The organism is Paraburkholderia sp. CNPSo 3281 (assembly GCF_024206515.1).
Lineage (GTDB): Bacteria > Pseudomonadota > Gammaproteobacteria > Burkholderiales > Burkholderiaceae > Paraburkholderia > Paraburkholderia nodosa.
On sequence record NZ_JAMBPS010000021.1, the window covers coordinates 19528 to 42547 of the forward strand.

Below are 23020 nucleotides of genomic sequence, written 5' to 3' on the forward strand. Positions count from 1 at the left end.
TTCGTTCACTACCGGAATCCGGACTTCCATGACGCGCTTCAACTGGCAAAACCCCTATCCGACGCCGCGCCTGCCGGTGTTCGCCCGCAATATCGTTTCGACGTCGCATCCGCTTGCCGCGCAGGCCGGGCTGCGCATGCTCTGGAAAGGCGGGAATGCCGTCGACGCCGCCATCGCCGCCGCGGCCGCCATCACCGTGGTCGAGCCGGTATCGAACGGGCTTGGCAGCGACTGCTTCGCGCTCGTGTGGGACGGCGCGAAGCTGCACGGCCTGAACGCGTCGGGCAATGCGCCGGCGGCGTGGAGCGTCGATTACTTCCGCCGCAAATACGGCGAGGAAAACGGTCTCGCGAAGCAGCCCAAGCGCGGCTGGGACACGGTGACCGTGCCGGGCGCGATCGCGGGCTGGGAAGCGCTGCATGCGAAGTTCGGCAAGCTGCCGTTCGGGGACCTGATGGAGCCGGCCATCGAGATCGCGGAGCGCGGCCATGCGGTGGCCACCATCGTCACGCGCAAGTGGCAGGCGGCGATTCCCGAATTGCACAATCAGCCTGGCTTTGCCGAGACCTTCATGCCGCGCGGCCGTGCGCCTGAAGTGAGCGAGCGCGTGTGCTTCCCCGGCCATGCCGCCACGCTGCGGCGCCTCGCGGAACGCGGCCCGCGCGACTACTACGAAGGCGAACTCGCCGAGCGCATCGCCGCGTTTGCGCGCGAAGGCGGCGCGGCGCTCACGCTGGGCGACCTGCGCAACTATCGCCCGGAATGGGTCGAGCCGATCGGCAAGAACTATCGCGGCTACACGGTTCACGAGATTCCGCCGAACGGGCAGGGCATTGCCGCGCTGATCGCGCTCGGCATTCTCGAACAGTTCGACATGGGCTCGCTCGCACTCGACAGCCTCGAGTCGCAGCATCTGCAGATCGAGGCCATGAAGCTCGCGTTCGCCGACGTTTATCGCTACGTTGCCGATCCGCGTTCGATGGAAGTCACGCCCGAGCAGATGCTCGACGACGCCTACCTGAAAGAACGCGCGAAGCTGATCGACACGAAGCGCGCCACGCAGTTCGACTTCGGCATGCCGCGCTCGGGCGGCACGATCTATCTCTCCGCCGTGGACGAGCGCGGCATGATGGTGAGCTTCATCCAGTCGAACTACATGGGCTTCGGTTCGGGCGTGGTCGTGCCGGGCACGGGCATCGCACTGCAGAACCGCGGCTGCGGCTTTTCGATGGACCCGGCATCGCCGAACGTCGTGGCAGGCGGCAAACGCCCGTTCCACACGATCATTCCGGCGTTCCTCACGCAGCAGGTGGACGGCCGCCAGGAAGCGGTGATGAGTTTCGGCGTGATGGGCGGCGACATGCAGCCGCAAGGGCATCTGCAGTCGGTCGTGCGCATGCTCGACTACGGCCAGCAGCCGCAGGCCGCGTGCGATGCGCCGCGCTGGAAGGTCAATCGCGACTTCACGCTCGATATCGAAGCGACCTTCAATGCGCAGACGGCGCGCGCGCTGCAAGGGCTCGGCCACGAGATCAAGGGCATCGACGATCCGTACATGGACTTCGGCTCGGGCCAGTTCATCTGGAAGCTCGATCGCAACGATCCCGAGCGCGGTTATGTGGCCGCGAGCGACACGCGCCGCGACGGGCTCGCGGCGGGCTTCTAGGCGGCGAGCCGCGTTTGCCGCGAGCGGGAACGCCGCGCTCGCGGTTCACGACAAACAATGAGTAGACCAAATAAAAATGGAGGAGACTGACATGGAGACCGGTTCATCGGCTTCGAGAGCGCCGCTCAGCCGCGGCATGGTGCGCCGCATCGTGTTCTCCTCGTCGATCGGCAATGCGCTGGAGTGGTTCGACTTTCTCGTGTACGGCTACTTCGCGCCGATCATCGCGAAGCAGTTCTTTCCCGTGCACGATGAATGGCTCTCCACGCTGCTGGCGGTCGGCACCTTCGGCATCTCTTTTCTCATGCGTCCGCTTGGCGCGATCGTGCTGGGTATCTACGGAGATCGCGAGGGACGCAAGGCCGCGCTCACGCTCGCCATTGCGCTCATGATGGCGGGCACGCTGGCCATGGCGGTCATGCCGCCGTATGCGTCGATCGGCATCGCCGCGCCGCTCTTGATCCTGCTCGCGCGCCTCGTGCAGGGCTTTGCGGTGGGCGGCGAGTTTGGCAGCGCGACGGCGTTCATGGTCGAGCACAGCCCCGCGAAGCGCGGCTACTACGCGAGCTGGCAGTTCGCGAGCCAGGGCGCGGCCGCGATTCTCGCGGCGTCGTTCGGTGGCGTGCTCGCATGGTGGCTGCCGCCCGAGCAACTGCAGGCGTGGGGCTGGCGCGTGCCGTTCTTCTTCGGGCTCGTGCTCGGGCCGGTGGGCTGGTACATCCGCTCGCATCTGGATGAGACGCCCGAATTCATCGCGAACCAGCAAGCGCACAGCGGACAAGATGCGCGCGCAACGAATGAGCCGGGCCTCGGCCGCCAATGGGTGAACCTGCTGCTCGCGGTGGGTATCGTTGCGCAGTCCACCGTTGGCGTGTACATCCTCCAGCTCTACATGCCGATGTACGCGGTGAAGCAACTCCACATGGCGGCGGCAACCTCGTTCGGCGTGGTTGTGCTCAACGGCGGCCTGCAGTTCGCGCTTTCGCCGGTGATGGGCGCGCTCTCGGACCGCATCGGGCGCATTCGCATCATGCTGACCACGTCGATCCTGCTTGCAGCGCTCACGTATCCCATGTTCGCGCTGTTGCAGCGTCACCCCACGCTCGGCTGGCTGCTCGTGCTCCAGGGCTCGGCGGGCATCTTCAAGGCGGCCTATTCGGGCCCGATGCCCGCTTTGATGTCGGAGATCTTTCCGGTGCACGTGCGCTCGGCGGGGCTTTCCATCGCGTACAGCCTTGGCGTGACGCTCTTTGGCGGCTTCGCGCCGACGATCGCCGAAGTGCTGATTCACGTAACGGGCGATACGCTCGCGCCCGCGTATTACGTTTTGCTCGCGGCCGTGATCTCGGGTGTCTCGCTCGCGATCGTCGGCTGGCGGACTATGCGGCAGGCTTCGATGCGGACCACGCTCGCGAGCTGAAAGTCTGAAGTCCGAACTGACCCGATTGTCATTGTGCCCGCAGAATCTCCCTTTAAAACAGGGCGTGAATGCGGGCGCGGTATTCTTGCACGCCTTCTTCTTGACTTCGTGCAGACCTCGCTGAAGCGTTACGAAAGTGGTGATATAGTCGCCCCCTCACCGCCGTCCGGCGGGGCGAGCATTACGTTTTGTCAGGTTTCCGGAGAGTATATGGCAGTCGAATATCGTGGCTTTCGAGTCACTGTCGAAGCGAAAGCAGACGCGACGGACATGCAATGGCTGTGCCGCGCGGTTTTGGAAGGTGTTGACGCACAAGTGGAAACGGCCAAGCTGCCTTGCGTGGAGCTTGCCATTCCCAAGCTGAAGATCGATGTGCTGATGGCGCTCAGCGTGGTCGAGCAAACGGCGAAGCAGGCCGTCGACGAATGGTGGCAAGCCAAGCAGCCGGAAATGGCCTGATGATTCAGGCGCAGGCAACCCCGCTGCGGTTGCCGCGCCTCGCGCTCAACGCGCACTGACCAGATTGCGCGGCTTGCCTTCGTAAAACGCCGCAATATTTTCAATGATTTGATCCGCAAGCGCCTGCATGGCTTCATCGCTCGCCCACGCAACGTGGGGTGTGAGGATGAACGCCGGATGCGAGACGATGGCCTGAAGCGGATGATCGGCAGGCAGCGGTTCCTGCGTCACGACATCGAAGCCCGCGCCTGAGATCGCGCCGCTTTGCAGGGCGTCCACCAACGCCGCTTCGTTCACGAGTCCCCCACGCGCCGTATTGATCAGCAAGGGCCGCCGCTTCATGCGCGCGAACGCCGTGGCGTCGATCAGATCGCGCGTTTCCGCGGTGAGCGGGCAGTGCAGCGTGATGATGTCGCTTGCTTCGAGCAGCGTTTCGAGCGGCACGTAGCCCGCTTGCGCGTCGTTGCGCGTCTTGCGCGCGGCGAACAGCGCGCGCAGACCCAGCGCGCGTCCCATTTGCGCAACGGCCTGTCCCAATGCGCCGTCGCCGATGACGCCGAGCGTCGATCCCGCGAGATTGCGGATCGGAAAATCAAAGAAGCAGAACTGTCCCGATTCGAGCCAGCGGCCTGCGCGCACGGCATCGCGATACGCGGCCAGGCTAGCGGACGAAGCCGCGTCTGGGGCGCGAGCGTCGCGCGATCGAGAAAAACGAAGTGCATGGTATTTGGCCCTGAGCGAAAGAGGGGCAGTCCATCCATTGTCGCGCACTGTGTGCCCGGTTGGTTTGCTCGATCCGCCAACTGACTTTCCGATGAGGAAATTCGCAGCAACGCCGCGCACGAGATGAAACGACACGTAATACGCAAGCGCGCGAGGCGTTCACAGAGCCTTTCCATTTGCTCAAGCCAGATTGAGCAAGCATCGATTATCAAAGGGTGCGGTCGGGTTCATCATGTCTCCCATAGTCAGTCGCAAACAGTCCGAAATAACCACTTTCATGGGACCAGAGTAAGGAGCTTTGCATGGGATCAGAGTAAGGAGCTTTGCATGGGATCAGAGTAAGCGCTAAAGCGCTAACTCTGATCGACAGCTAAAGCGCTAACTCTGATCGACAGCTTTGCCCCAACTCTGGTCGACAGGAGACACAGCCATGCCACGACCACTCGAAGGAATCCGCGTTCTGGAGCTCGGACAGCTCATCGCGGGTCCGTTTGCCGGCCGCATGCTCGCCGAATTCGGCGCGAGCGTCATCAAGGTGGAGCCGCCCGGCGTGGGCGATCCGCTGCGCAAGTGGCGCCTGCTGCACGACGGCACGTCGGTCTGGTGGGCCGCCCAGTCGCGCAACAAGGAATCCGTCACGCTCGATCTGCGCACGCCCGAAGGGCAGGACGTGATTCGCCGTCTCGTATCGGAAACCGACGTGCTGATCGAAAATTTCCGCCCCGGCACGCTCGAAGGCTGGGGCCTCGGCTGGGACGAACTCAGCGCGATCAATCCCGGCCTCATCATGTTGCGCGTTTCGGGCTACGGGCAGACGGGCCCGTATCGCGACCGGCCCGGTTTCGGCGTGGTCGCCGAAGCGATGGGCGGCCTGCGTCACCTGAGCGGCGAGCCGGAGCGCACACCGGTGCGCGTGGGCATCTCGATCGGCGATTCGCTCTCCGCGCTGCATGGCGTGATCGGCATCCTGCTGGCGCTGCGGCACCGCGAGCAGCAGGGCGGCAAGGGCCAGGTCGTGGACGTCGCGCTCTACGAGTCCGTCTTCAACATGATGGAAAGCCTGCTGCCCGAGTATTCGGTGTTCGGCGCCGTGCGCCAGCCGGCGGGCAGCAGCCTGCCCGGCATCGCGCCGAGCAACGCCTACCGTTGCAGTGACGGCAAGTACGCGCTGATCGCAGGCAACGGCGACAGCATCTATCGCCGCCTGATGGAGCTGATCGGCCGCCCGGACCTGGGCAGCGACCCCGCGCTCGCGCAGAACGACGGACGCGTCGCGCAGGTCGAGCGCATCGACGCCGCGATCGGCGAATGGACCGCACGGCACACGCTCGACCAGGTGCTCGCAGCGCTCAACGAAGCGCGCATTCCGGCGGGCCGCATCTACGATGTCGCGGACATCGCGGCCGATCCGCATTACCACGCCCGCGAGATGATCGTGGACGATACCTTGCCTGACGGCACGGCGGTGCAGGTGCCGGGCGTGGTGCCCAAGCTGTGCGGGACACCCGGCACGATCGAGCGCAGCGCGCCGAAGCTCGGCGAGCATACCGACACGGTGCTGGAATCGATAGGCGTGGACGCCGCAACGCGCGAAGCATGGCGCGCGCGCGGTGTGATCTGAATGGAGAGCGGCAAGATGACGACCGGAAATCAAGCAAACTTCAAGGGCAAGGTGCTGTATCTCAACGAAGTCGCGACGCGCGACGGCTTCCAGAACGAAACCGCCTTCATCGACACCGACGACAAGATCGCGCTGATCAACCGCCTGAGCGCCTGCGGCTACGCGAAGATCGAGGCGACCTCGTTCACGTCGCCCAAGGCGATTCCCGCACTGCGCGACGCCGAGGCGGTGATGCATGGGATCAAGCGCGTGCCGGGCGTCGTCTATACGGTGCTCGTACCGAACGTCCGCGGCGCGGAGCGCGCGCTGTCGTGCAACGTGAATGAAGTGAATCTCGTGATGTCGGTGAGCGAGACCCACAATCGCACCAACCTGCGCATGACGCGCGAGCAGTCCTTCGCGCAGTTGCGCGACGTAATCGACGCGGTGCGCGGCACCGGCGTGGCGATCAATGTTTCGCTGTCCACAGCAATGGGCTGCCCGATGGAAGGCGACGTACCCGTGGAGGACGTGCTCGGCTGGATGCAGCGTTTCGCCGAACTCGGCGTGCAGGGCGTGACGCTTTGCGATACGACCGGCATGGCGCATCCGGCGCAGGTGCGCGTGTTGTGCGAAAGCGCTGCGCAGGCGTTCGGCGCGCTCGAACTGACGCTGCACTTCCATAATACGCGCGGCATGGCGCTTGCCAACACGCTTGCTGCGCTCGATGCGGGCATCGTGCGCTTCGACGCCTCGCTCGGCGGCCTTGGCGGCTGTCCGTACGCGCCGGGCGCGAGCGGCAACGTGTGCACCGAAGAACTCGTGCACATGCTCGAACTCGACGGCTACGACACCGGCGTCAATCTCGCCGCCGTGCTCGATGCCGCCGCGCTGTTGCCCGGCCTGATCGGCCACGACGTGCCCAGCCAGATTCTCAAGGCCGGCCGCCGCCTCGACCTGCATCCGGTGCCGGAACAGGCGCAGGGCATGCCCGTACAACGCGCGTACTCATGACAAGGAGCGAAGCATGGCGTTGATCGACCACCTCGACCATCTGGTGCTGACCTGCGTGGACCCCGAGGCCACGAAGCACTTCTATACGGGAGTGTTGCAAATGCAACTGGAGACCTTCGGCGCGGGGCGGCTCGCGTTTCGCTTCGGCAACCAGAAGATCAATCTGCATGTGCGCGGCGCAGAATTCGAGCCCAAGGCGCATGTGCCGGTGCCGGGTGCCCTCGATCTGTGCTTCATCGCCGCGGTACCGCTCGATGCGGTGATCGTGCACCTCGCAGAGATGAACTGGCCGATCGTCGAAGGTCCGGTCGAGCGCACGGGCGCGACGCAGAAGATTCGCTCCGTCTATGTGCGCGACCCGGATCTGAATCTCATCGAAATTTCCGAGCCGATCTAGAGCGGTTTATCCCTCTCGCCAGTTTTCGCCGTTTTCGCCGTTGAGCCGGGGGGCGCCGGTTGGGCGGCGAGCACGCCGGCCCGCGTGGCCGGCACGCGGGCGTGCATCGCAGCACGTCCGCCTCTCCATTCCCACATCTGCACTTCCTCCCAGGCCCGCGATGCAGGACAATCGTCTCTCGCGCCGGCTTTGCCCCATTCATCATGGTCAATCCACTTCACTTCGATCTGCAGTCGCTGCGGGTCTTTCTGCTCGTCGCGGAACACGGCAGCCTCACCAAGGCCGCCGAGCACGGGCAGCTAACGCTTTCGGCCGTCAGCAAGCGCATTGCCGAACTCGAAAGCGTGACCGACTGCGCCTTGTTCATCCGTCGCGCGCGCGGCGTGGATCTCACGCCCGCGGGGCATGCGCTGCTGGAGCACGCCACGCGCGTGGTCGATCAGGTCAATCGCATGGCCACCGAAATGAGCGATTACGCCGCCGGCGTGCGCGGGCACGTGCGTATGTGGGCGAATACGTCGGCGATCGTGCAGTTTCTGCCCGTCGATCTCGCCTGCTTCCTGAACGAGCATCCGGGCATCAAGGTCAGTCTCGAAGAGCGGCTGAGCCACGAAATCGTCGAGGCGCTCGGCGCGGGCAAGGCCGACCTCGGCGTGTTCGCCGACAACGTGCCTGCGCCCGGCATCGAGCGGCGCCTCTATCGCCGCGACGAACTCGTGCTGCTCGTGCCGCGCAGTCACCGCTTTGCGCAACTCGACGTGATTCGCTTCGCCGATACGCTCGACGAAGACTACGTGGGCCTGAGCGATGGCAGCTCGCTGCTCGCGCGCATGACGGATGCGGCGTTCGCCATCGAGCGATCGCTGAAGCTGCGCATCCAGGCCTCGAACTTCGACGGCGTGTTTCGCATGATCGAAGCGGGGCTGGGGATCGGCGTGCTGCCGCGCGACGCGGTGAGCGACGAGCGCGGCAAGGCCGGCGTCGTCAAGGTCAAGCTGGCGGACTCGTGGGCTACGCGCACGCTTTGGGTCGGTATGAAGGCGGATAGCGCGCCAAGCTCGGACATCGTGAGCCTGTTCGACTACATGTCGGCGCGCGCGGCGCAATGAAAATCGGGGCGACCCCGCATGACGCGGAGGCCGCCCCGTTGATCGAGGGACGCTCGAAGCATCGGCCGGTCAGACCGGATTGATCTCGTCCTGGCTGCGCCGCGTGGTGAGCGGCCCGAGCGCCCGCAGGGTCACGGCGACGATGGCCAGCGCGACGGAGATCACGCCGAACATCGCGATCGGGCCGTGCTGCGTGAGCACCGGCAACAGGATGAACGGCAGGGCGCTGCTCATGATGCGCGAGAGCGAATAGGTGCTGCCGATCGCCGTCGAGCGCACGCTGGCCGGGAAAATCTCGGCCTGGTACACGTGGTAAGCGTTGCTGAACACATTCGACGCGCAGGTCGTCAGCACGCCGAAGCAAACGATCAGCGCAGCCTGTCCCGAGTACGCGAAGCCAAGGCCAAAAATCGCAATGGAGATGAGCGAGGCGATCACGAGCGTGCGGCGCTCGATCCAGTTGAGCAGCGGCACGGAGAGCAGCGAGCCGATCGGGTAGCCGAGAAACGAAAGGGCGACGAACAGCGTGCTGCCCGTCACGTCGATGCCGCGGCTTTTCACGACGACGCCCGCGAGCGTGCCGAAGCCGTAGTAGCCGAAGGCCTGGAACAGGTGAAACACGACGAGCATGATATAGCGCTTGTCATAGGGCGCGCGCCGCAGCACGGCAATGCGCTCGGAGAGGCGCAGCGGGTGCTGGCGCGTTTGCGGCTCGGCAAAGCGCTTCGGCATCGGCGTGCCGGCGCTTTGCGCGAAGCGGCCCAGCATCGCATAGGCTTCGTCGGCGCGGCCTTGCGCCAGCAGCCAGCGCGGGCTTTCCGGCAGGCGATGCTGCACGGCCAGCACGAACAGGGCGCCGAGGCTGCCGATGGCGAGAATGATGCGCCATCCCGCCATGCCGGCAGGATGGATCGGGTTGAGCCAAACCGCGAGGAAGCCGACCAGCGGCACCGCGACATACGAGGTGGTATAGGCCCACGCGGCCATCCTGCCGCGTTTTTCCTTCGGGAGGATTTCCGAAAGGAAGCTATCGGCCACGGGATAGATTGCGCCGACGCCCACGCCGGTCAGAAAGCGGCAGACCACGAGCATGGTGGCGTTCACGGAGAACGCGGCGAGCAGCGAGAACGCGCTGTACCACACGAGCGTGAACAGGAAGGCGCGCCGCCGGCCGATGCGGTCGGCGAGACTGCCTAGGAAGAGCGAGCCGAAAAACATGCCGACGAAGGCCGAGGCGAGCAGGAGCTTGAACGCGAGGCTGTGCGCATCGAGTCCGTATTCGTTCTGCAGTGCGGAGCCGATCGAACTGACGAGGAAGATCTCGTACATGTCGAAGAAGAGGCCAATGCCGATCACCCACACCACGAAGCGGTGCAGCGCGCCCACGGGCATGTCGTCCATGAAGCTGCTGAGCGTGACGCCTTGGGTGCTTTGAAACGGGGCTTCCGCAGCGAGCGGGCGGCGTGGCGCTTCGCCCGGCGCGCTGCCGCCGAGGTCGAGGGGGTGGCTCTTCATGCTGTCTCCAGTATTTTCGATGCCGCGTCACGAGCCACGGTCGGCGCGCAACTCCGTACGAACGGTACGGAACAGGCGTGATGGCAAGTGTGGGAGATTTTCGCGAGCGCGAAAATTGAGGAAGGGTGAAGCGTGCTTTCCCGCCGGGAAAGGCTGGGGCGGGGCGGCGCGTTCGCGGCGCGCCTTTGCGCCCGAACTGCGCCCAACTTTGCGTTTGCGAGCCCCGGACAGGCGCCGGTTCAGATCTGCAGCCGCTCGAGAACTTCGAGGAAGAGCAGCACGGCAATGAGGATGCCGATCCACCTTACCGTCAGCCTGAGGTTGAGGAGGGTCGGTCCCAGCGAGCTCACGGCTTCCGCGACGACCTTCGCCGCTCCCTCCGGGTCGCCGCTCGCCGCCGAGCCACGCAATGAAGCCGTAGCAAAGTCGATCCGCAGATGGGTGACATAGCCAGTCGCTATGTTCGGCCATTCGATCGTGTCGTCGCTTTCAGTGGGACGGAGAAAGAGCCGGGGCTGGCGTGCGGGCTCAGCCGCGGGGTCTTCGGAGGTGTAGAGGCGCCGCATTGCCAGCCCCAGCTCTACCGCGCCAAGCTGGCCGTCCGAGATTGCCTTCGCCAGCATCTGCAGGCAGGCGGGGGGAATGTGGCAGGCGAGCCACCACTGATCGGGCTCTCCGGTCTCGTCATCGGCGGGATTGAAGCCCAGCCGGGCGGTGCCGAGCGCCACATCGGACATCGAATTGCCCAGTTCGTCTTCCAGTGCGCGCAGGCCAAGCCGGTCGGCCGTGCTGACGTCGCGGGCTTCGAAGCTCACCTGAAGCATGCGCGTCGCTTGCTGGGGGACGCCAATGATCGAAAGCTCCTGGCCGTCGAGATGCGCCACCCCGTGGAGCGACGTGGACAGGACCGGCTGCCGGTCCTGGTCCAGCGGCTCGACGAGTTGCTGCGCCACCCGAAGCTGTTCCAGCTTCAACCACATCGACATGGTGGGGTAGTACGTCCGCTTCGCGCTTTCCAGCTCGACGAGTTCAAGAGTGTGATCTTTCCGTTCGACGAGGTTCACCACCGCTCTCTTTACCAGAAAATCCATGTCCCACCCCCGCCGCTAAGTACGCCAAGTTTGCGCGCATGACGTGAATACGCGGGATTGTACCCATCGGAAAGTTCGCTGCTATATGCCAAAGGGCACATAAGAACGACGTTTCAATCCTCAGATTGATTCGACGAGTCATGGCGATCTGAAATACGAATGAAAGAAATGGCGCTGCGCCAGCGTTCCACTTCCACACCGGAATCGCTTCATGACGCGTCGCTTGTGTTGGCCAGGACACACTCCATCGCCCGTCAGGACCACGACCGCGCATCGCGATGGGTTTGCCCTACTGCAAGTGTAGGGAGGTGACCCATCGCAGGCCACGCTGCCCATATCCAAAATCCACATACGGGTCAGTGTGGTGATCGCATCAGCCCGCAATCGCAGTTGAGCGTGACGTTCAGCGCCTGACGCGCTGGTTGACCCCAAGGACGGAGGTCATATGTTCAGCATCCGCATGTGTCGCAATAGCGTGGCAGCCCTGCTATGCATGATGTTTGCGATCCCCTCATTTTCCCAGTCGTTCATGGTTCAATGCCCGAGCACCACGCCGTCCCATCCGACGGCGCTGCCGGCGGGCGCCGGCGAACCGCCGTATACGGGACCGTCCTCCACGGGCCAGACCTCGGCATCGACAGGTGTCGTCAACGGCGCCATCAAGTGCCAGCAGATCTCGGGGGGCGACGGTTACGCGACGATGGCCAATGGTGTGCAGACCTATCTGTTCGCGTTCGGGCCGCTGTCCGGTCTCGCCGACATCAAGGCGGGCCTGCCCGGCACAGAGTTCGCCTCGGTGTTCAACACCGTTGGCGATCCCAGAACCGATCCGACGTATAACGGCGCAGTCGGTCTCACGCCCGATCCGGAATCGACGCCGCCTGGCCAGCTCACGGGCCATGTCGACCCGCGGCCGATCATGGACGTCGGCGTTATGAACGGCAACGAGCCCGCGCCGATGATGGCGATCGACGAGGACGACGAGTTCTTCCTCACGCTCACGAACGTCGGCATGATCATGCGCCCCGACCTGTTCGAGAAGCATACGGTGCACTTCCACGGCTATCCGAATGCCTCGTCGTTCTATGACGGCGTGCCCGACGCGTCGGTCGCGATCAACATCGGCGCAAGCTTTACCTACTACTACCTCGCGCCAGATGCGGGCACCTACTTCTGGCACTGCCACATCACGCCGCCGGAGCACCTGCAGATGGGCATGGTCGGCCAGATCTTCGTGCGTCCGCGTCAGAACCGCGTGCCCGCAGGCAAGTCGCTGTACCAGTCTCTGGTGCTGCAGCAACAGGATCTGCGCACGCGGTGCGGCACCGACATTCTGTGCACGACACCGCTGCCGCCGCAGAACGGCGTGCTGCACGTGAACAATTTGAGCGGGACGCCCACGCTCTACGCCTACAACGACGGCGACGGCTCGACCGCCTACGACGTCGAGTATCCGGTGCAGATACATGGCTTCGATCCGAACTTCCACTTCGTCGGCATGACCTTCAATCCGGAACCGTTCACCGACATGAAAGACAAGTTCTTCATGCTGAATGGCCGCAGCTATCCGGACACGGTCAATCCGAATCCGCTTTCGACGCCCGCGTCGGACGGCGTGCCGCGCTTCTCGCAACCGCTGCCGTCCCTGATCAACATTCCCGTCGGCGGCAAGGTGCTGCTGCGCATCTCCGATCTCGACGTCACCGAATATCAGACGCTCGCCTCGCTCGGCATTCCGATGCACGTGGTTGCGATCAACGCGCGGCTGCTGCGCGACATGGCCGGCAACGACATGACCTACTTCACGAACTCGATCACGCTCGGCGGCGGGGAGTCGCTCGACCTGATCCTCGACGCCAGCGACACGACGAAATATCAGTCAGGGCAGGTCTTCTACCTGTACACGCCGAATCTGGATCATCTGGCGAACGATCAGGAAAACTTCGGAGGGCTGATGACCGAGGTGCACATCTGCAGGTCGGTGGACCCCAAGACGAAGGTTTGCGCGCTATGAAACGCCTCTTGCACTCGCTAAAAACGGTTCACGGCTGCCCTGCCATGGACTCGGCCAGGAAGTCCTGCACTTAGGAGAAGAGCCGTGGGACACATCACTTACCGCATAGGGATCGCGACCCTCGCGCGCCTCGGACGGCTTGCACGGTTCGGCGTGGCGGCGCTCGCGGCGCTCTTCTACATGCCGGTGCATGCGGCCGCACCTGGCATCACGGGCACGCATTTCGATCTGCGCGCCGAGGCGAGCCGCATCAGCCAGCCGGATGGCAATAGCGTCTACTCGTGGGGCTACGGGTGCAATACGGCGCCGGCCGGATTTTCGCCGCCCAACATTGCCGGTGCGAATTGCCCGACCATGCAAATTCCCGGCCCGACGCTGATCGTCAACCAGGGCGACATCGTCACGGTGACGCTCACCAACAATCTGCCGGCAGCGGCGGGTAATACGTCGATTCTCTTTCCCGGGTTCGACGTCTGCATGGGGACCATCGATCCGACGACGAAGCTCTGCTCCGGCGCGCCAACGGGCGTGCAGGGGCTGCTCACGCGCGAGGCGTCCCATACCGTCACGGTCACCTACAGCTTCATCGCCGCCACGCCCGGGACGCACGCCTACTACAGCGGCACGCAGGGCGATCTGCAGATCGAGATGGGGATGTTTGGCGCGATCATCGTGTTGCCGACGTCGTCGCCCGGTACGGTCGCCGTGCCGACCGGCTGTAACCCGATCGGCGGAACGCGCAAGCTGCTGGATGGCCAGCCCGACTTCCGCAACGCCGCCGCGGCCTACAACCACAGCGCGGCGTGCTACGACCGCGAGTATCTGTTCCAGTTCTCCGAAATGGATCCGCGCATTCATGCGCAGGCGGAGCAGCAGGCCAGCAACGCGTGCACGAATCCGACTGGCTGCATGACCGTCGAGACGGAGCCCTATCACCCGGCGTACTTCATGGTGAACGGACGCTCGATGCCGGACGACATGGACCCGAACTACGCGGCGCAGTATCCGAATCAGCCGTACAACGGCAACCCGCACATGCACCCCGGCGAGCTGGTGCTGCTGCGGATCATCGGCACGGGCCGCTGGCAGCATCCGTTCCACGAGCACGGCAATCACGTGCGTGTGCTCGCGCGCGACGGCAACATGCTGCTCGCAAAGACGGACGCGACCAAGGTAGCCGGCCCGCTGCTGTTCACGACCACGACGACACCGGGCCTTGCGATGGACGGGATCTTCTACTGGACGGGCAAGGGGCTGAACTGGGACGTCTATGGGCATTACCCCGGCGACGGCAGCGTCTGCATCCCGGATGCGAACGGCTACTACACGCAGGATCCGACCGCGCCGAACTACTACGAGTGGTGCGCGGATCACAACAAGGCGCTCGAAACGCATCCGTTCGGCAAGGTGGGCAGCGGCGGGCCAGTGACGTTGCCGGACTCGCACGTGCTGACCAACGGCTTCTGGTACGGCGGCAGCCCTTATCTCGGACCCGATGCGACCATGCGCGCGACCTCACCCACGGGCACGACGCCGCCAAGCGGCACATCGGTGAATCCGCCGCAAACAGAAGCCGGCTTCGCATTCATGTGGCACTCGCACAACGAGCGCGAGATCACCACGAACAACATCTTTCCTGGCGGAATGATGATGATGATGCTCGTTGATCCACAGGCGTTCCTGATCGACGAATCGAATTAGAGGCGGGGAGAACGGCGATGAGATCCACCACACTCAAGGCAAATCTGTTAGGTATGCTTAAGGCATCGATTGCGGCTTCCGCGTTGCTGACCGCGAGCGGGATGGCATTCGCCCAGGCGACCGTCAACCTGACCGCGAAGGCCACCACTGCCGTGATGCCGGACGGACAGGCTGTGCCGATGTGGGGTTACACCTGCTCGTCGGCGGCCGTTGCGCCCGCCGCGTGTGCGGCCGCGAACCCCGGGGCGGGAACGAACTGGTCGCCCGTGGTGATCACGGTGCCGCCCGGGCAGCTCACGATCAATCTCACCAACAGCCTGCCGGGCGCCGTGCCGACCTCGCTTGTGATTGTCGGGCAGCTGGGCGGCGGTCTGGGCACGACGGCGACCACCATGCCGAGCCCGACGCACCCCACGCAGACCGCGACTACGTGGCCGACTGCCGCCACCGCGCCCGGCGGCGCGTCCTTTACGCCACCGGCACAAGCGCCCCGCGTGCAGTCGTTCGCGACGGAAGTGGCGCATGGGAGCACCACCGCGCTTTCGTGGAACAACCTGAACCCTGGCACCTACCTGATCGAGTCGGGCACGCACCCGTCGATCCAGGGGCCGATGGGGCTGTATGGCGTCCTGGTGGTCAGAACGGCGGCGAACGGCACGACGCCCGCGCAGGCGTATCCGGGCATCAGCTACGACACCGACGTGCCGCTTGTGCTGAGCGAAATCGATCCGGTGCAGAACGCCGCGGTCGCCGCCGCGGTCGCGACCCCGGGCTTTAGCGAAACCCTGGCCTGGTCCGGGCAGCCGGGCAGCTGCGGCGATTCGAAGTCGACCTCGTTCGGGACCTGCTATCCGCCCACAGTGAACTACGATCCGCGTTACTACCTGATCAACGGCGTCTCGTTCGACCGCACCAATCCTGGCGCTTCGACGTTCGCCGCGACGAGCGCCGCGACCACCGGGCCGGTGATGCTGCGCTTTGTCAACGCGGGTCTGCGCATGCACGTGCCGGCCGTGGTCGGCGCGCAAACGGGCACCACCCCGGTCTCCGGCTTCGCGTTGATCGCCGAGGACGGCAATGTGCTGCCCGGCAATCCGCGGATTCAGTCGGAAGTGTTCATGGCGGCCGGCAAGACGTACGACGCGCTGGTCAACATGCCGGCCGCAAGTGCTTCCGCGCTGCCGGTGTTCGATCGCGAACTGAGCTTGTCGACGAACAACGCGCGTGACGGCGGCATGCAGGGTTACATCAGCGTGAACAACGCTACCGCGGCGTCCGCTGCCGCGGTGGCGAACGCTTCGGTCACCGGTTCCACGTATTTCTTCGTGCCCGGCAAGACGCTGACCGTGGCCGACCCGGCGAGAGGCGTAGCGGCGAAGGACGCCAACGTCTACGGCGTGCAGGTTAAGACGCCACCGACTGGCGGCTCGCTCACGCTGAACCCGGACGGCACGTTCGTGTACACACCGAATCAAGGCACGACGGCTGACAGCTTTGTGTACCAGGCAAACGGCAATCCGAACGCCGCGGCGACGGTGACGCTCACTGCGTGCACGACGGGCAACGGGTGTCAGTCCGGACCGCCCACGGCCGGCAATGCCGCCTATACGAGCAACATCGCCTCGCGGCTGCAGATCTCCGAGCCCGGTGTGCTCACGTATGCCAGCGATCCGAATGGACTGCAGCTTACCGCGACGCTGGTCGGCACCCCGACGGGCGGTTCGGTCACGCTGAATCCGGATGGCTCGTTCACGGCGAGCCCGGCGACAGCGCCTGCGGGCAGCGCGGCGTCCGCCAACGTGACGTTCCAGTATCAGGCGGTGAATGCGCAGAATACGGCGAGCAACACGGCGACCGTGACGGTGACGTTCAAGGGCGGCAGCGGACTCGTGGTCAACGTGCTGGATGCGCCCAGCACGCAGCCAGGCAAAACGCCGGTGAAGATCAGCGACTACCGCTGGATTATCGAGGAAGACCGTACCTTCCAGATCGATCCGGCCTGCCAGGTGAACTCGCCCACGCGTCCAGCGACGTGTCCGCCGCTGCCGGTGCCGAGCCTCGGCGCGAATTTCCACACGAGCTACATGCCGGTGGTGGCAGCGGGCTGTGTCGGCGTCGCCGCGTGTGAAGCGGGCCAGACGGTCTACGATCCGGCGAGCCAGACTCATAAGCCGGCCGTGTGCGACGTCGGCAACGGCGTGTGCCGGACAACGGCGGCGCAACAGGTGCCGGTGGATCCGTCGCAGGTGGCGCTCGATCCGAAGAAGCGCTATTACCTTTCGATCTTGCCGGGCAACGCGTACAACTCGTTCACGAACGGTGGCGGTGTTCCGCAGCCGGTCGATCCGACCAACCCCTCAGGTCCGCAGCGTCAGTTCGACATTTCCAAAGACTGTCCGACCGTCGCGAACTTCGCGCCGGGCACGGGCAAGTGCGGCAACGGCATGGGCGGCGCGCCGATTGCCCCCGGACAGACCTCGGTCAACGTGTTGCTGGAGGAGTCGCCATTCCCGACAGCGAAGGTTTCCGTGTTCGTGTTCGAGGACGATGCACCGCTGAACGGCGAAGTGGACGTGAGCGGCGGCACCGACACCTTCGGCTCGGCCCGCGAGCCGGGACTCGGCGGCTTCGAGATCAAGCTGTGGGACGACGCCGGCGGCAGCGGCCAGCCGACCGGACAGATGACCTACGACATGTTCAACATGCCGCTGTCCAATTCGCTGCAAGGCACGATCGACCCGGTCAGCGGTCTCAACGCGTGCCCGATTTCGACATCGACCGATGGGCTCGTCGGCATGATCCCGACCTGCCCGAAATACGAGTCGGACGGCAAGACGCTATCGCCGCTCGTCGGCCAGGCCATCGTCGCCAACCTGATGCCAGGCAGGTACGGCATTATCGCGACGCCCGCGGCTGACCGCATCGCACGAGGCGAGGAGTGGCTGCAGACGAACACGCTGGACGGAGAGAAGGCCCACGACTCGTTCATCAAGATCGGCGGCCCGGCATACTTCCAGGAATTCGGCCCGGCGGGCTTCCACGTGTCGATCGGGTTTGCGAACCCGAAGATCATCAACGCGCGGCTGCCTTTGCTGTGCGCCACCTCGAGCTGCAACAACGGGCTCAAGGGCCGGGTGACGAACCTGCACTACAGCCGTCCGCCTGACGAGCACCTGTATGGCAGCCAGTCGCGCAAGCCGTTGAGTTTCACGCAATGCTACGTGAGCGTGGGCGATCCGGACGGCGAAGATTACGCGTTCACCAAGTGCAACGCGGACGGCACGTTCAGCTTCACGGGCCTGCCTGCCGGGATTACGCGCATCACGGTGTTCGACCAGTGGAACGACCAGATCGTCGATGGGCTCGCATCGGCCGTGACGCTCGGAGGCGGCGCGACAACGGACGCCGGAGATATCGCGGTGCTTCAGTGGCAGACGAATCTCTATACGCGGACGTTCCTCGACACGAACGGCAACGGCGTGGGGGATTCGAGCAAGCCAGGTCTCGCGCTATTGTCGACCAACATTCGCTTCCGTGACGGCAGCTATTCGGATTTCAATGTCACGGACGGAAACGGCTATGCGTCGTTCAACGAAGAGTTCCCGCTGTTCAACTGGTACGTAGTCGATACCGACCAGACTCGCTTCAAGCAGACGGGCGTGCACGTCGTCTATGACGCGGGCGGTCCGCCCGACGGCACGCCGGGCGGCGGGACGTCCACCATTGCCGCGAACTTCGCCAACACGAAGGAAGCGATCCATCTGCCCACGAACCTGCGGGTGCCGGGCGCGGCGTACTGCAACGACGCGGACTGCAACGACCGCTCGGGCTCGAATCCTTCGACAGGCCGGGTCGATCCGCCGTGGGTGACCACGATGGGCTGGCAAGGCTTCTCGGGTCAGAGCTCGTTCATCGAGTTCGGCAAGACGCAGTACGCGGCGAACGAGAATGGCGGCATCCACGGCGAAGTCGTCTATGCCTCCACGCGCCCGTTCGACGATCCCACGTTGCTGATTCACACGAAGTGGACGCCCGACGTGCCGAACGTCACGGTGAACCTGTACCAGGAAGGCACCGCGGCTGACGGCTCCACGAGCCTGAAGCTCGTCGACACGACGAAGACCGCGAGCTGGGACGACTGGTCCCAGGGCTTCCGTTCGGACGGCGTGCCGAACATGAACTGTCCGGGCCAGAGCACCAGCGATCCGTACTTCTTCACGCTGCAGAACACCAAAAACTGGCTCGACCCGCAGCAGCGTGCGCTGCCCAATAATTCGCAGTTCAAGTGCTATGACGGCATGCACGTGTTCAACCAGGTGCAGCCCGCGCCGTTCGACGGGATGTACCAGTTCCCGAGCGTGACGGGCCGCGATCCGCATAGCGGCCTGCCGACCGGCACCAATTGCACGATCTGCCAGGCGAATCCCACGAAGGACGGCACGCAGATGCTGCCACCCGGCAAGTACGTGGTCGAGATCATCGTGCCGCCGGGCTACGAACTGGTGAAGGAGGAGGACAAGAACATCCTGATCGGCGATAACTACATTGCGCCGGTCACGCAGCAGTTCGGCGGCATCGGCGACATCTACATCCTGCCCGACCAGGCCGCGATGAACTCCACTTACAACCGGAACAACGCGCAGAACATGACCTCGAATCTCGGATCGACCCCGCACGCCGAAGGCGACACCGGCTCCGTCGAACGCTTCTGGCCGTGTGTTGGCGAACTGCGGATCGTGCCGGACTACATCAGCCTGTTCCCGGGTTCGCAGGAAGTCTCGCCGTTCGCGGGGGCTTCGAGGAATCTGTGCGACCGCAAGGAGGTGGAACTCACCGACCAGAGCGCGGTGCTGGCGAAGTTCTGGATCTTCAGCTCGACGCACGTTGCCGCGCACTACACCGGCTTCATGCTGGACGACTTCTCGTCAGAGTTCGACCCGTATTCGCCGCAATTCGGCGAGAAGTTCGCCGTGCCGAACGTGCCGGTGTCGTTCAAGGACTTCGCGGGCAATGAAATCTCGCGCACCTATTCGGATCAGTGGGGCATCTTCAACGGGATGACCTACTCGACCTGGCAAGTCAACCCGCCGAATCCGACGGGCTACGCGCCGACGATGATGGTCGCCTGCATGAACGACCCGTACATGCCTGACCCCGCGCACTCGGGCCAGACCATCAAGGACCCGCTCTTCAACCCGGCATACAGCCAGTTCTGCTATGAGATTCCGTTCATGCCCGGACAGACGCAGTACATGGATACGCCAGTGGTGCCCGTCTCGGCCTTCGCCGACGCGTATAACCAGGTCGACTGCGCCTATCCGGATGGCACGCCGGGAATTGCCTCGGTGACGGGCGACGCGATTGCCGGCAATACGTCCGCGGGCAGCAACGGCGGCGCAGGCCCGTGGGTCAGTGGACCCTTGAAGACGCTGACGATCACCTCGGTCGGCACGCAGCAGGTGCCGAACCACGCGTACACGGGTCCGAGTGCCACCGCCGCGCCGTTCAACCAGAAGTTCATCACGCGCAACTACGGTTTCGGACAGCAACGCGGTGTCGTGACGATCGCGGGCATCCCTGCGCTGGTGACGGCGTGGAGCGACGCGAAGATCACGGTGATCGTGCCGCCTCTGTTCGGCGCCGATGCGGCCTGCACGATGCAGCAGCGCGGGGTGGCGACGCCGACCCAGTGCGGCCAGCTCGTCGTCACCGCAGCCAGCGGCAAGCGCTCGATCGACGCGGTCACCGTTACCGTCGGCGGCAAGGCGCCCACCTACGTGGGTGGCGAGAACACGGCGGGCAATGCGATCCAGACGGCGATCGACCATGCCACCGCAGGCGACATGATCGTCGTCGGTCCGGGCACCTACAAGGAGATGCTGCTCATGTGGAAGCCGGTGCGGCTGCAAGGCGTGGGTGCCACGTCCGTGACGGTCGACGCCAACCCGCATCCGTCGGGCAAGCTCGACCCGTGGCGCAGGCAGGTAGGGTGCCTGTTCGGCGACGCGCTGAACGGCGGGCTGATCTCGGCGAGCAATCCGTACGATCCGACCGGCGGGTACAGTTGCCTCGCTTCGATGCAGCGCAAGATCGACGGAATCCCGTTCGAGCCGACTTCCGGCTGGGATTTCAACCTCAACGGCAACCTCGCGGAGACGCTGATCGAGCCGACGCTGATGGGCGCGTACGAAGGCGCGGCAATTACCGTGCTCGGCAAGGGCGTGAAGGACGTGCTCGTGGGCGGTGTGTTGACACAGGACCAGAACTGCGTGGCGAACGGTATCTGCACGCCGCTCACCAACAGCGCCGCGGACTGCACTACCTATCCGAGCAACTTCCTGTGCAACCCGTCGCGCATCGACGGCATGTCGTTCACGAACAGCTCGCAAGGCGGCGGCGGTATCTACCTGCATGGCTGGAACCACTACACGGAGGTATCGAACAACCGCGTCTTCTCCAACGCGGGAACGCTCACGGGCGGGATCATCGTCGGCCAGGTCGAAGTGCCCGACGGCAACATCGCGGCGGATAACGTGACCCAACTGGCGTTCCAGTACAACGTCCACGTGAACGTGCACAACAACCAGGTCACGTCGAACGCTTCGTATGGCGACGAAATCAATTCGACCACGCCGTCTTCGGCCGGAGGGGTGACGTTCTGCTCGGGCGCCGACTACTACAAGTTCAACTACAACTGGGTATGCGGCAACATCAGCAGTGGTGATGGCGGCGGAGTCGCGCACTTCGGCTTCAGCTACAACGGCGACCTGTCGCACAACTGGATCCTGTTCAACCAGAGCAACAACCCGACGCTGCCGACATACGGCGGCGGGCTGATCGTTCAGGGTGTGCCGCCCGACGGCACCTTCTGCGAGAACTCGACCACGGACGTCGACTGCGCGCCGCAGCTTTCGGATGGCGCGGGCCCGGGCATCACGATCGACGGCAACCTGATCGTCGGCAACACGGCGGAAAGCGGCAAGGGCGGTGGCCTGCGTCTGCAGAACGTCAACGGCACCGACGTGCAACGGAGTCCGAACGACAGCTCCAGGTGGTATCGCGTGAAGGTAATCAACAACATCATCGCGAACAACGTGGCGGGCTGGGCTGGCGGTGGCGTGTCGCTGCAGGATGCGGTGGCCGTGAGCTTCATCAACAACACGGTCATGTCCAACGACACGACAGCGACGGCCGGCGTGCTGTTCAACACAGCCGCCGCGAGCCAGGCCAACGTCGGGCCGCCGAACTGCACGAATTCCGGTTCGGAAACGACGTGCCAGCCGACCACGACGTCGCAGTATGAGCCGGCCGGGCTCGAGACCGCGCGGCATACGCAGAACCTGGTGGCGGCATTCACCGTCCCGAGCGTGACGTGTCCGGCAGGCAACCCGAGCTGCACGACGTTCTCGAACCCGGTGCTGACGAATGACCTGTTCTGGCAGAACCGCACGTTCTACATCACAGTGGGAGGACTGGATCCGGGTATCGCGGGGCTGCAGAACGTGGTCACGCTGAATCCGTCGCTGAATCAGGCCGGGCACGCCTCGGGCTATTGCGATCCGAAGGCGGTCTACTGGGACATCGGCGCGTTCGGCGACACCGGAGCCGCCAACCATGGTTCGGGTCTGACGATGAGCCCGCGCTACTCGATCCTGACCGACGCCGGCGACTATCCGAACGCGAACAACAGCGGATCGAATCCGGGCGTCGTGCATCAGTACTGCAACGGTGCGCGCGTGCCGCCGGAGGCGGGTGGCATCGGCATCGCGGTGCCCCCGGGCATTGCGGACACGGTGCTGCCGAATCCGTTGTTCAGCCTGCTGCCGTCGGCGACGCCAGACGAGGGCAACAACTGGATCAACATGTCGTACGGTCCGCTGTCGCTGTTCAACGAGGCGAGCACGGGCGCGCAACTCAACACGCTGCTCGGCAACTACACGATCCCGGGGACCTCGCCGGCGGTCAACCATGCCACGGCGGCGGGTGCGCCGAATCGCGACATCTTCGGCACGCCGCGGCCGCAGCTGGGTGGCTACGACATCGGCGCAGTCGAGTTCGTGAGGCCTGGCGTGTTCGCCTCGCAGCCGTACCCGCTTGCGCTTGGGGTCAACAATCCGGCGACGCTGCTCGGATTGCTGCAGGGGATCTTGCCGAGCGCCGCGAACAGCGGTGGGCTGCCCGGCGCCGGAGGCGCACAGGGCAACCAGGGCAATCAGGGCCAGCCTGCGCTGCCGGTGGGCACGCCGCCCGCAATCACTACACCGGCGGGTCTGAAGACACTGGGAGCGTTGCCATGAGCCAGCGTTGCCAC

At 64.6% G+C, this 23020-nt stretch carries 12 protein-coding genes and 1 pseudogene; 10 read left to right on the forward strand and 3 right to left on the reverse strand.

Going from position 1 to position 23020, the window contains the following annotated elements; translation table 11 throughout:
- Positions 1-28 precede the first annotated feature (28 nt).
- The 3 genes from M3I56_RS20805 (at position 29) to M3I56_RS20815 (ending at position 3545) form a co-directional block, all read left to right on the forward strand.
- Positions 29-1666, forward strand: coding sequence for a gamma-glutamyltransferase family protein (locus M3I56_RS20805; RefSeq protein ID WP_254355616.1), 1638 nt, complete (start codon positions 29-31; stop codon positions 1664-1666).
- 91 nt (positions 1667-1757) lie between these two features.
- Positions 1758-3086 carry an MFS transporter gene (locus M3I56_RS20810; protein WP_254355617.1) on the forward strand — a complete coding sequence of 443 codons (1329 nt, stop codon included), beginning with the start codon at positions 1758-1760 and terminating at the stop codon, positions 3084-3086.
- A 210-nt stretch (positions 3087-3296) separates the two neighbouring features.
- On the forward strand, positions 3297-3545 hold the full coding sequence (locus tag M3I56_RS20815) for a hypothetical protein (protein ID WP_254355618.1): 249 nt from the start codon (positions 3297-3299) through the stop codon (positions 3543-3545).
- A 45-nt stretch (positions 3546-3590) separates the two neighbouring features.
- Here M3I56_RS20815 and M3I56_RS20820 read toward each other — a convergent pair.
- Positions 3591-4208 (reverse strand): annotated as a pseudogene (locus M3I56_RS20820) (NAD(P)-dependent oxidoreductase); the annotation flags it as partial.
- A gap of 490 nt (positions 4209-4698) precedes the next feature.
- Here M3I56_RS20820 and M3I56_RS20825 point away from each other — a divergent pair.
- The 4 genes from M3I56_RS20825 to M3I56_RS20840 all read left to right on the forward strand — a co-directional run bounded on the left by M3I56_RS20825 (position 4699) and on the right by M3I56_RS20840 (position 8388).
- Positions 4699-5889 (forward strand): CaiB/BaiF CoA-transferase family protein, encoded by a 1191-nt coding sequence (locus tag M3I56_RS20825; RefSeq protein ID WP_254355619.1) that lies wholly within the window; start codon positions 4699-4701, stop codon positions 5887-5889.
- Between the two features lie 15 nt (positions 5890-5904).
- Complete coding sequence (locus M3I56_RS20830; RefSeq protein WP_254355620.1) at positions 5905-6882, forward strand: hydroxymethylglutaryl-CoA lyase; 978 nt, start codon at positions 5905-5907, stop codon at positions 6880-6882.
- A 13-nt stretch (positions 6883-6895) separates the two neighbouring features.
- A complete protein-coding gene (locus tag M3I56_RS20835) occupies positions 6896-7279 on the forward strand; it encodes a VOC family protein (RefSeq protein WP_254355621.1) in 384 nt (127 codons plus the stop codon).
- Positions 7280-7482: 203 nt separating this feature from the next.
- Positions 7483-8388 (forward strand): LysR family transcriptional regulator, encoded by a 906-nt coding sequence (locus tag M3I56_RS20840; RefSeq protein ID WP_254355622.1) that lies wholly within the window; start codon positions 7483-7485, stop codon positions 8386-8388.
- Between the two features lie 69 nt (positions 8389-8457).
- Here M3I56_RS20840 and M3I56_RS20845 read toward each other — a convergent pair whose 3' ends face one another.
- Positions 8458-9903: an MFS transporter gene (locus M3I56_RS20845; protein ID WP_254355623.1), complete on the reverse strand. Its 1446-nt coding sequence runs from the start codon at positions 9901-9903 to the stop codon at positions 8458-8460.
- Positions 9904-10142: 239 nt separating this feature from the next.
- Positions 10143-10994, reverse strand: coding sequence for a hypothetical protein (locus tag M3I56_RS20850; protein WP_254355624.1), 852 nt, complete (start codon positions 10992-10994; stop codon positions 10143-10145).
- A 445-nt stretch (positions 10995-11439) separates the two neighbouring features.
- Between M3I56_RS20850 and M3I56_RS20855 the strand changes: the two genes are divergently transcribed.
- The 3 genes from M3I56_RS20855 (at position 11440) to M3I56_RS20865 (ending at position 23006) form a co-directional block, all read left to right on the forward strand.
- Positions 11440-13008, forward strand: coding sequence for a multicopper oxidase domain-containing protein (locus M3I56_RS20855; RefSeq protein ID WP_254355625.1), 1569 nt, complete (start codon positions 11440-11442; stop codon positions 13006-13008).
- 84 nt (positions 13009-13092) lie between these two features.
- Positions 13093-14709, forward strand: coding sequence for a multicopper oxidase domain-containing protein (locus M3I56_RS20860; protein ID WP_375541762.1), 1617 nt, complete (start codon positions 13093-13095; stop codon positions 14707-14709).
- 17 nt (positions 14710-14726) lie between these two features.
- On the forward strand, positions 14727-23006 hold the full coding sequence (locus M3I56_RS20865; RefSeq protein WP_254355626.1) for an Ig-like domain-containing protein: 8280 nt from the start codon (positions 14727-14729) through the stop codon (positions 23004-23006).
- The last annotated feature ends 14 nt before the right edge of the window (positions 23007-23020 follow it).

Bases quoted from the DNA above. Each gene is read 5' to 3' on its own strand.
- M3I56_RS20805 (WP_254355616.1), top strand. From the start codon at position 29: ATGACGCGCTTCAACTGGCAAAACCCCTATCCGACGCCGCGCCTGCCG.
- M3I56_RS20810 (WP_254355617.1), top strand. From the start codon at position 1,758: ATGGAGACCGGTTCATCGGCTTCGAGAGCGCCGCTCAGCCGCGGCATG.
- M3I56_RS20815 (WP_254355618.1), top strand. From the start codon at position 3,297: ATGGCAGTCGAATATCGTGGCTTTCGAGTCACTGTCGAAGCGAAAGCA.
- M3I56_RS20825 (WP_254355619.1), top strand. From the start codon at position 4,699: ATGCCACGACCACTCGAAGGAATCCGCGTTCTGGAGCTCGGACAGCTC.
- M3I56_RS20830 (WP_254355620.1), top strand. From the start codon at position 5,905: ATGACGACCGGAAATCAAGCAAACTTCAAGGGCAAGGTGCTGTATCTC.
- M3I56_RS20835 (WP_254355621.1), top strand. From the start codon at position 6,896: ATGGCGTTGATCGACCACCTCGACCATCTGGTGCTGACCTGCGTGGAC.
- M3I56_RS20840 (WP_254355622.1), top strand. From the start codon at position 7,483: ATGGTCAATCCACTTCACTTCGATCTGCAGTCGCTGCGGGTCTTTCTG.
- M3I56_RS20845 (WP_254355623.1), bottom strand. From the start codon at position 9,903: ATGAAGAGCCACCCCCTCGACCTCGGCGGCAGCGCGCCGGGCGAAGCG.
- M3I56_RS20850 (WP_254355624.1), bottom strand. From the start codon at position 10,994: ATGGATTTTCTGGTAAAGAGAGCGGTGGTGAACCTCGTCGAACGGAAA.
- M3I56_RS20855 (WP_254355625.1), top strand. From the start codon at position 11,440: ATGTTCAGCATCCGCATGTGTCGCAATAGCGTGGCAGCCCTGCTATGC.
- M3I56_RS20865 (WP_254355626.1), top strand. From the start codon at position 14,727: ATGAGATCCACCACACTCAAGGCAAATCTGTTAGGTATGCTTAAGGCA.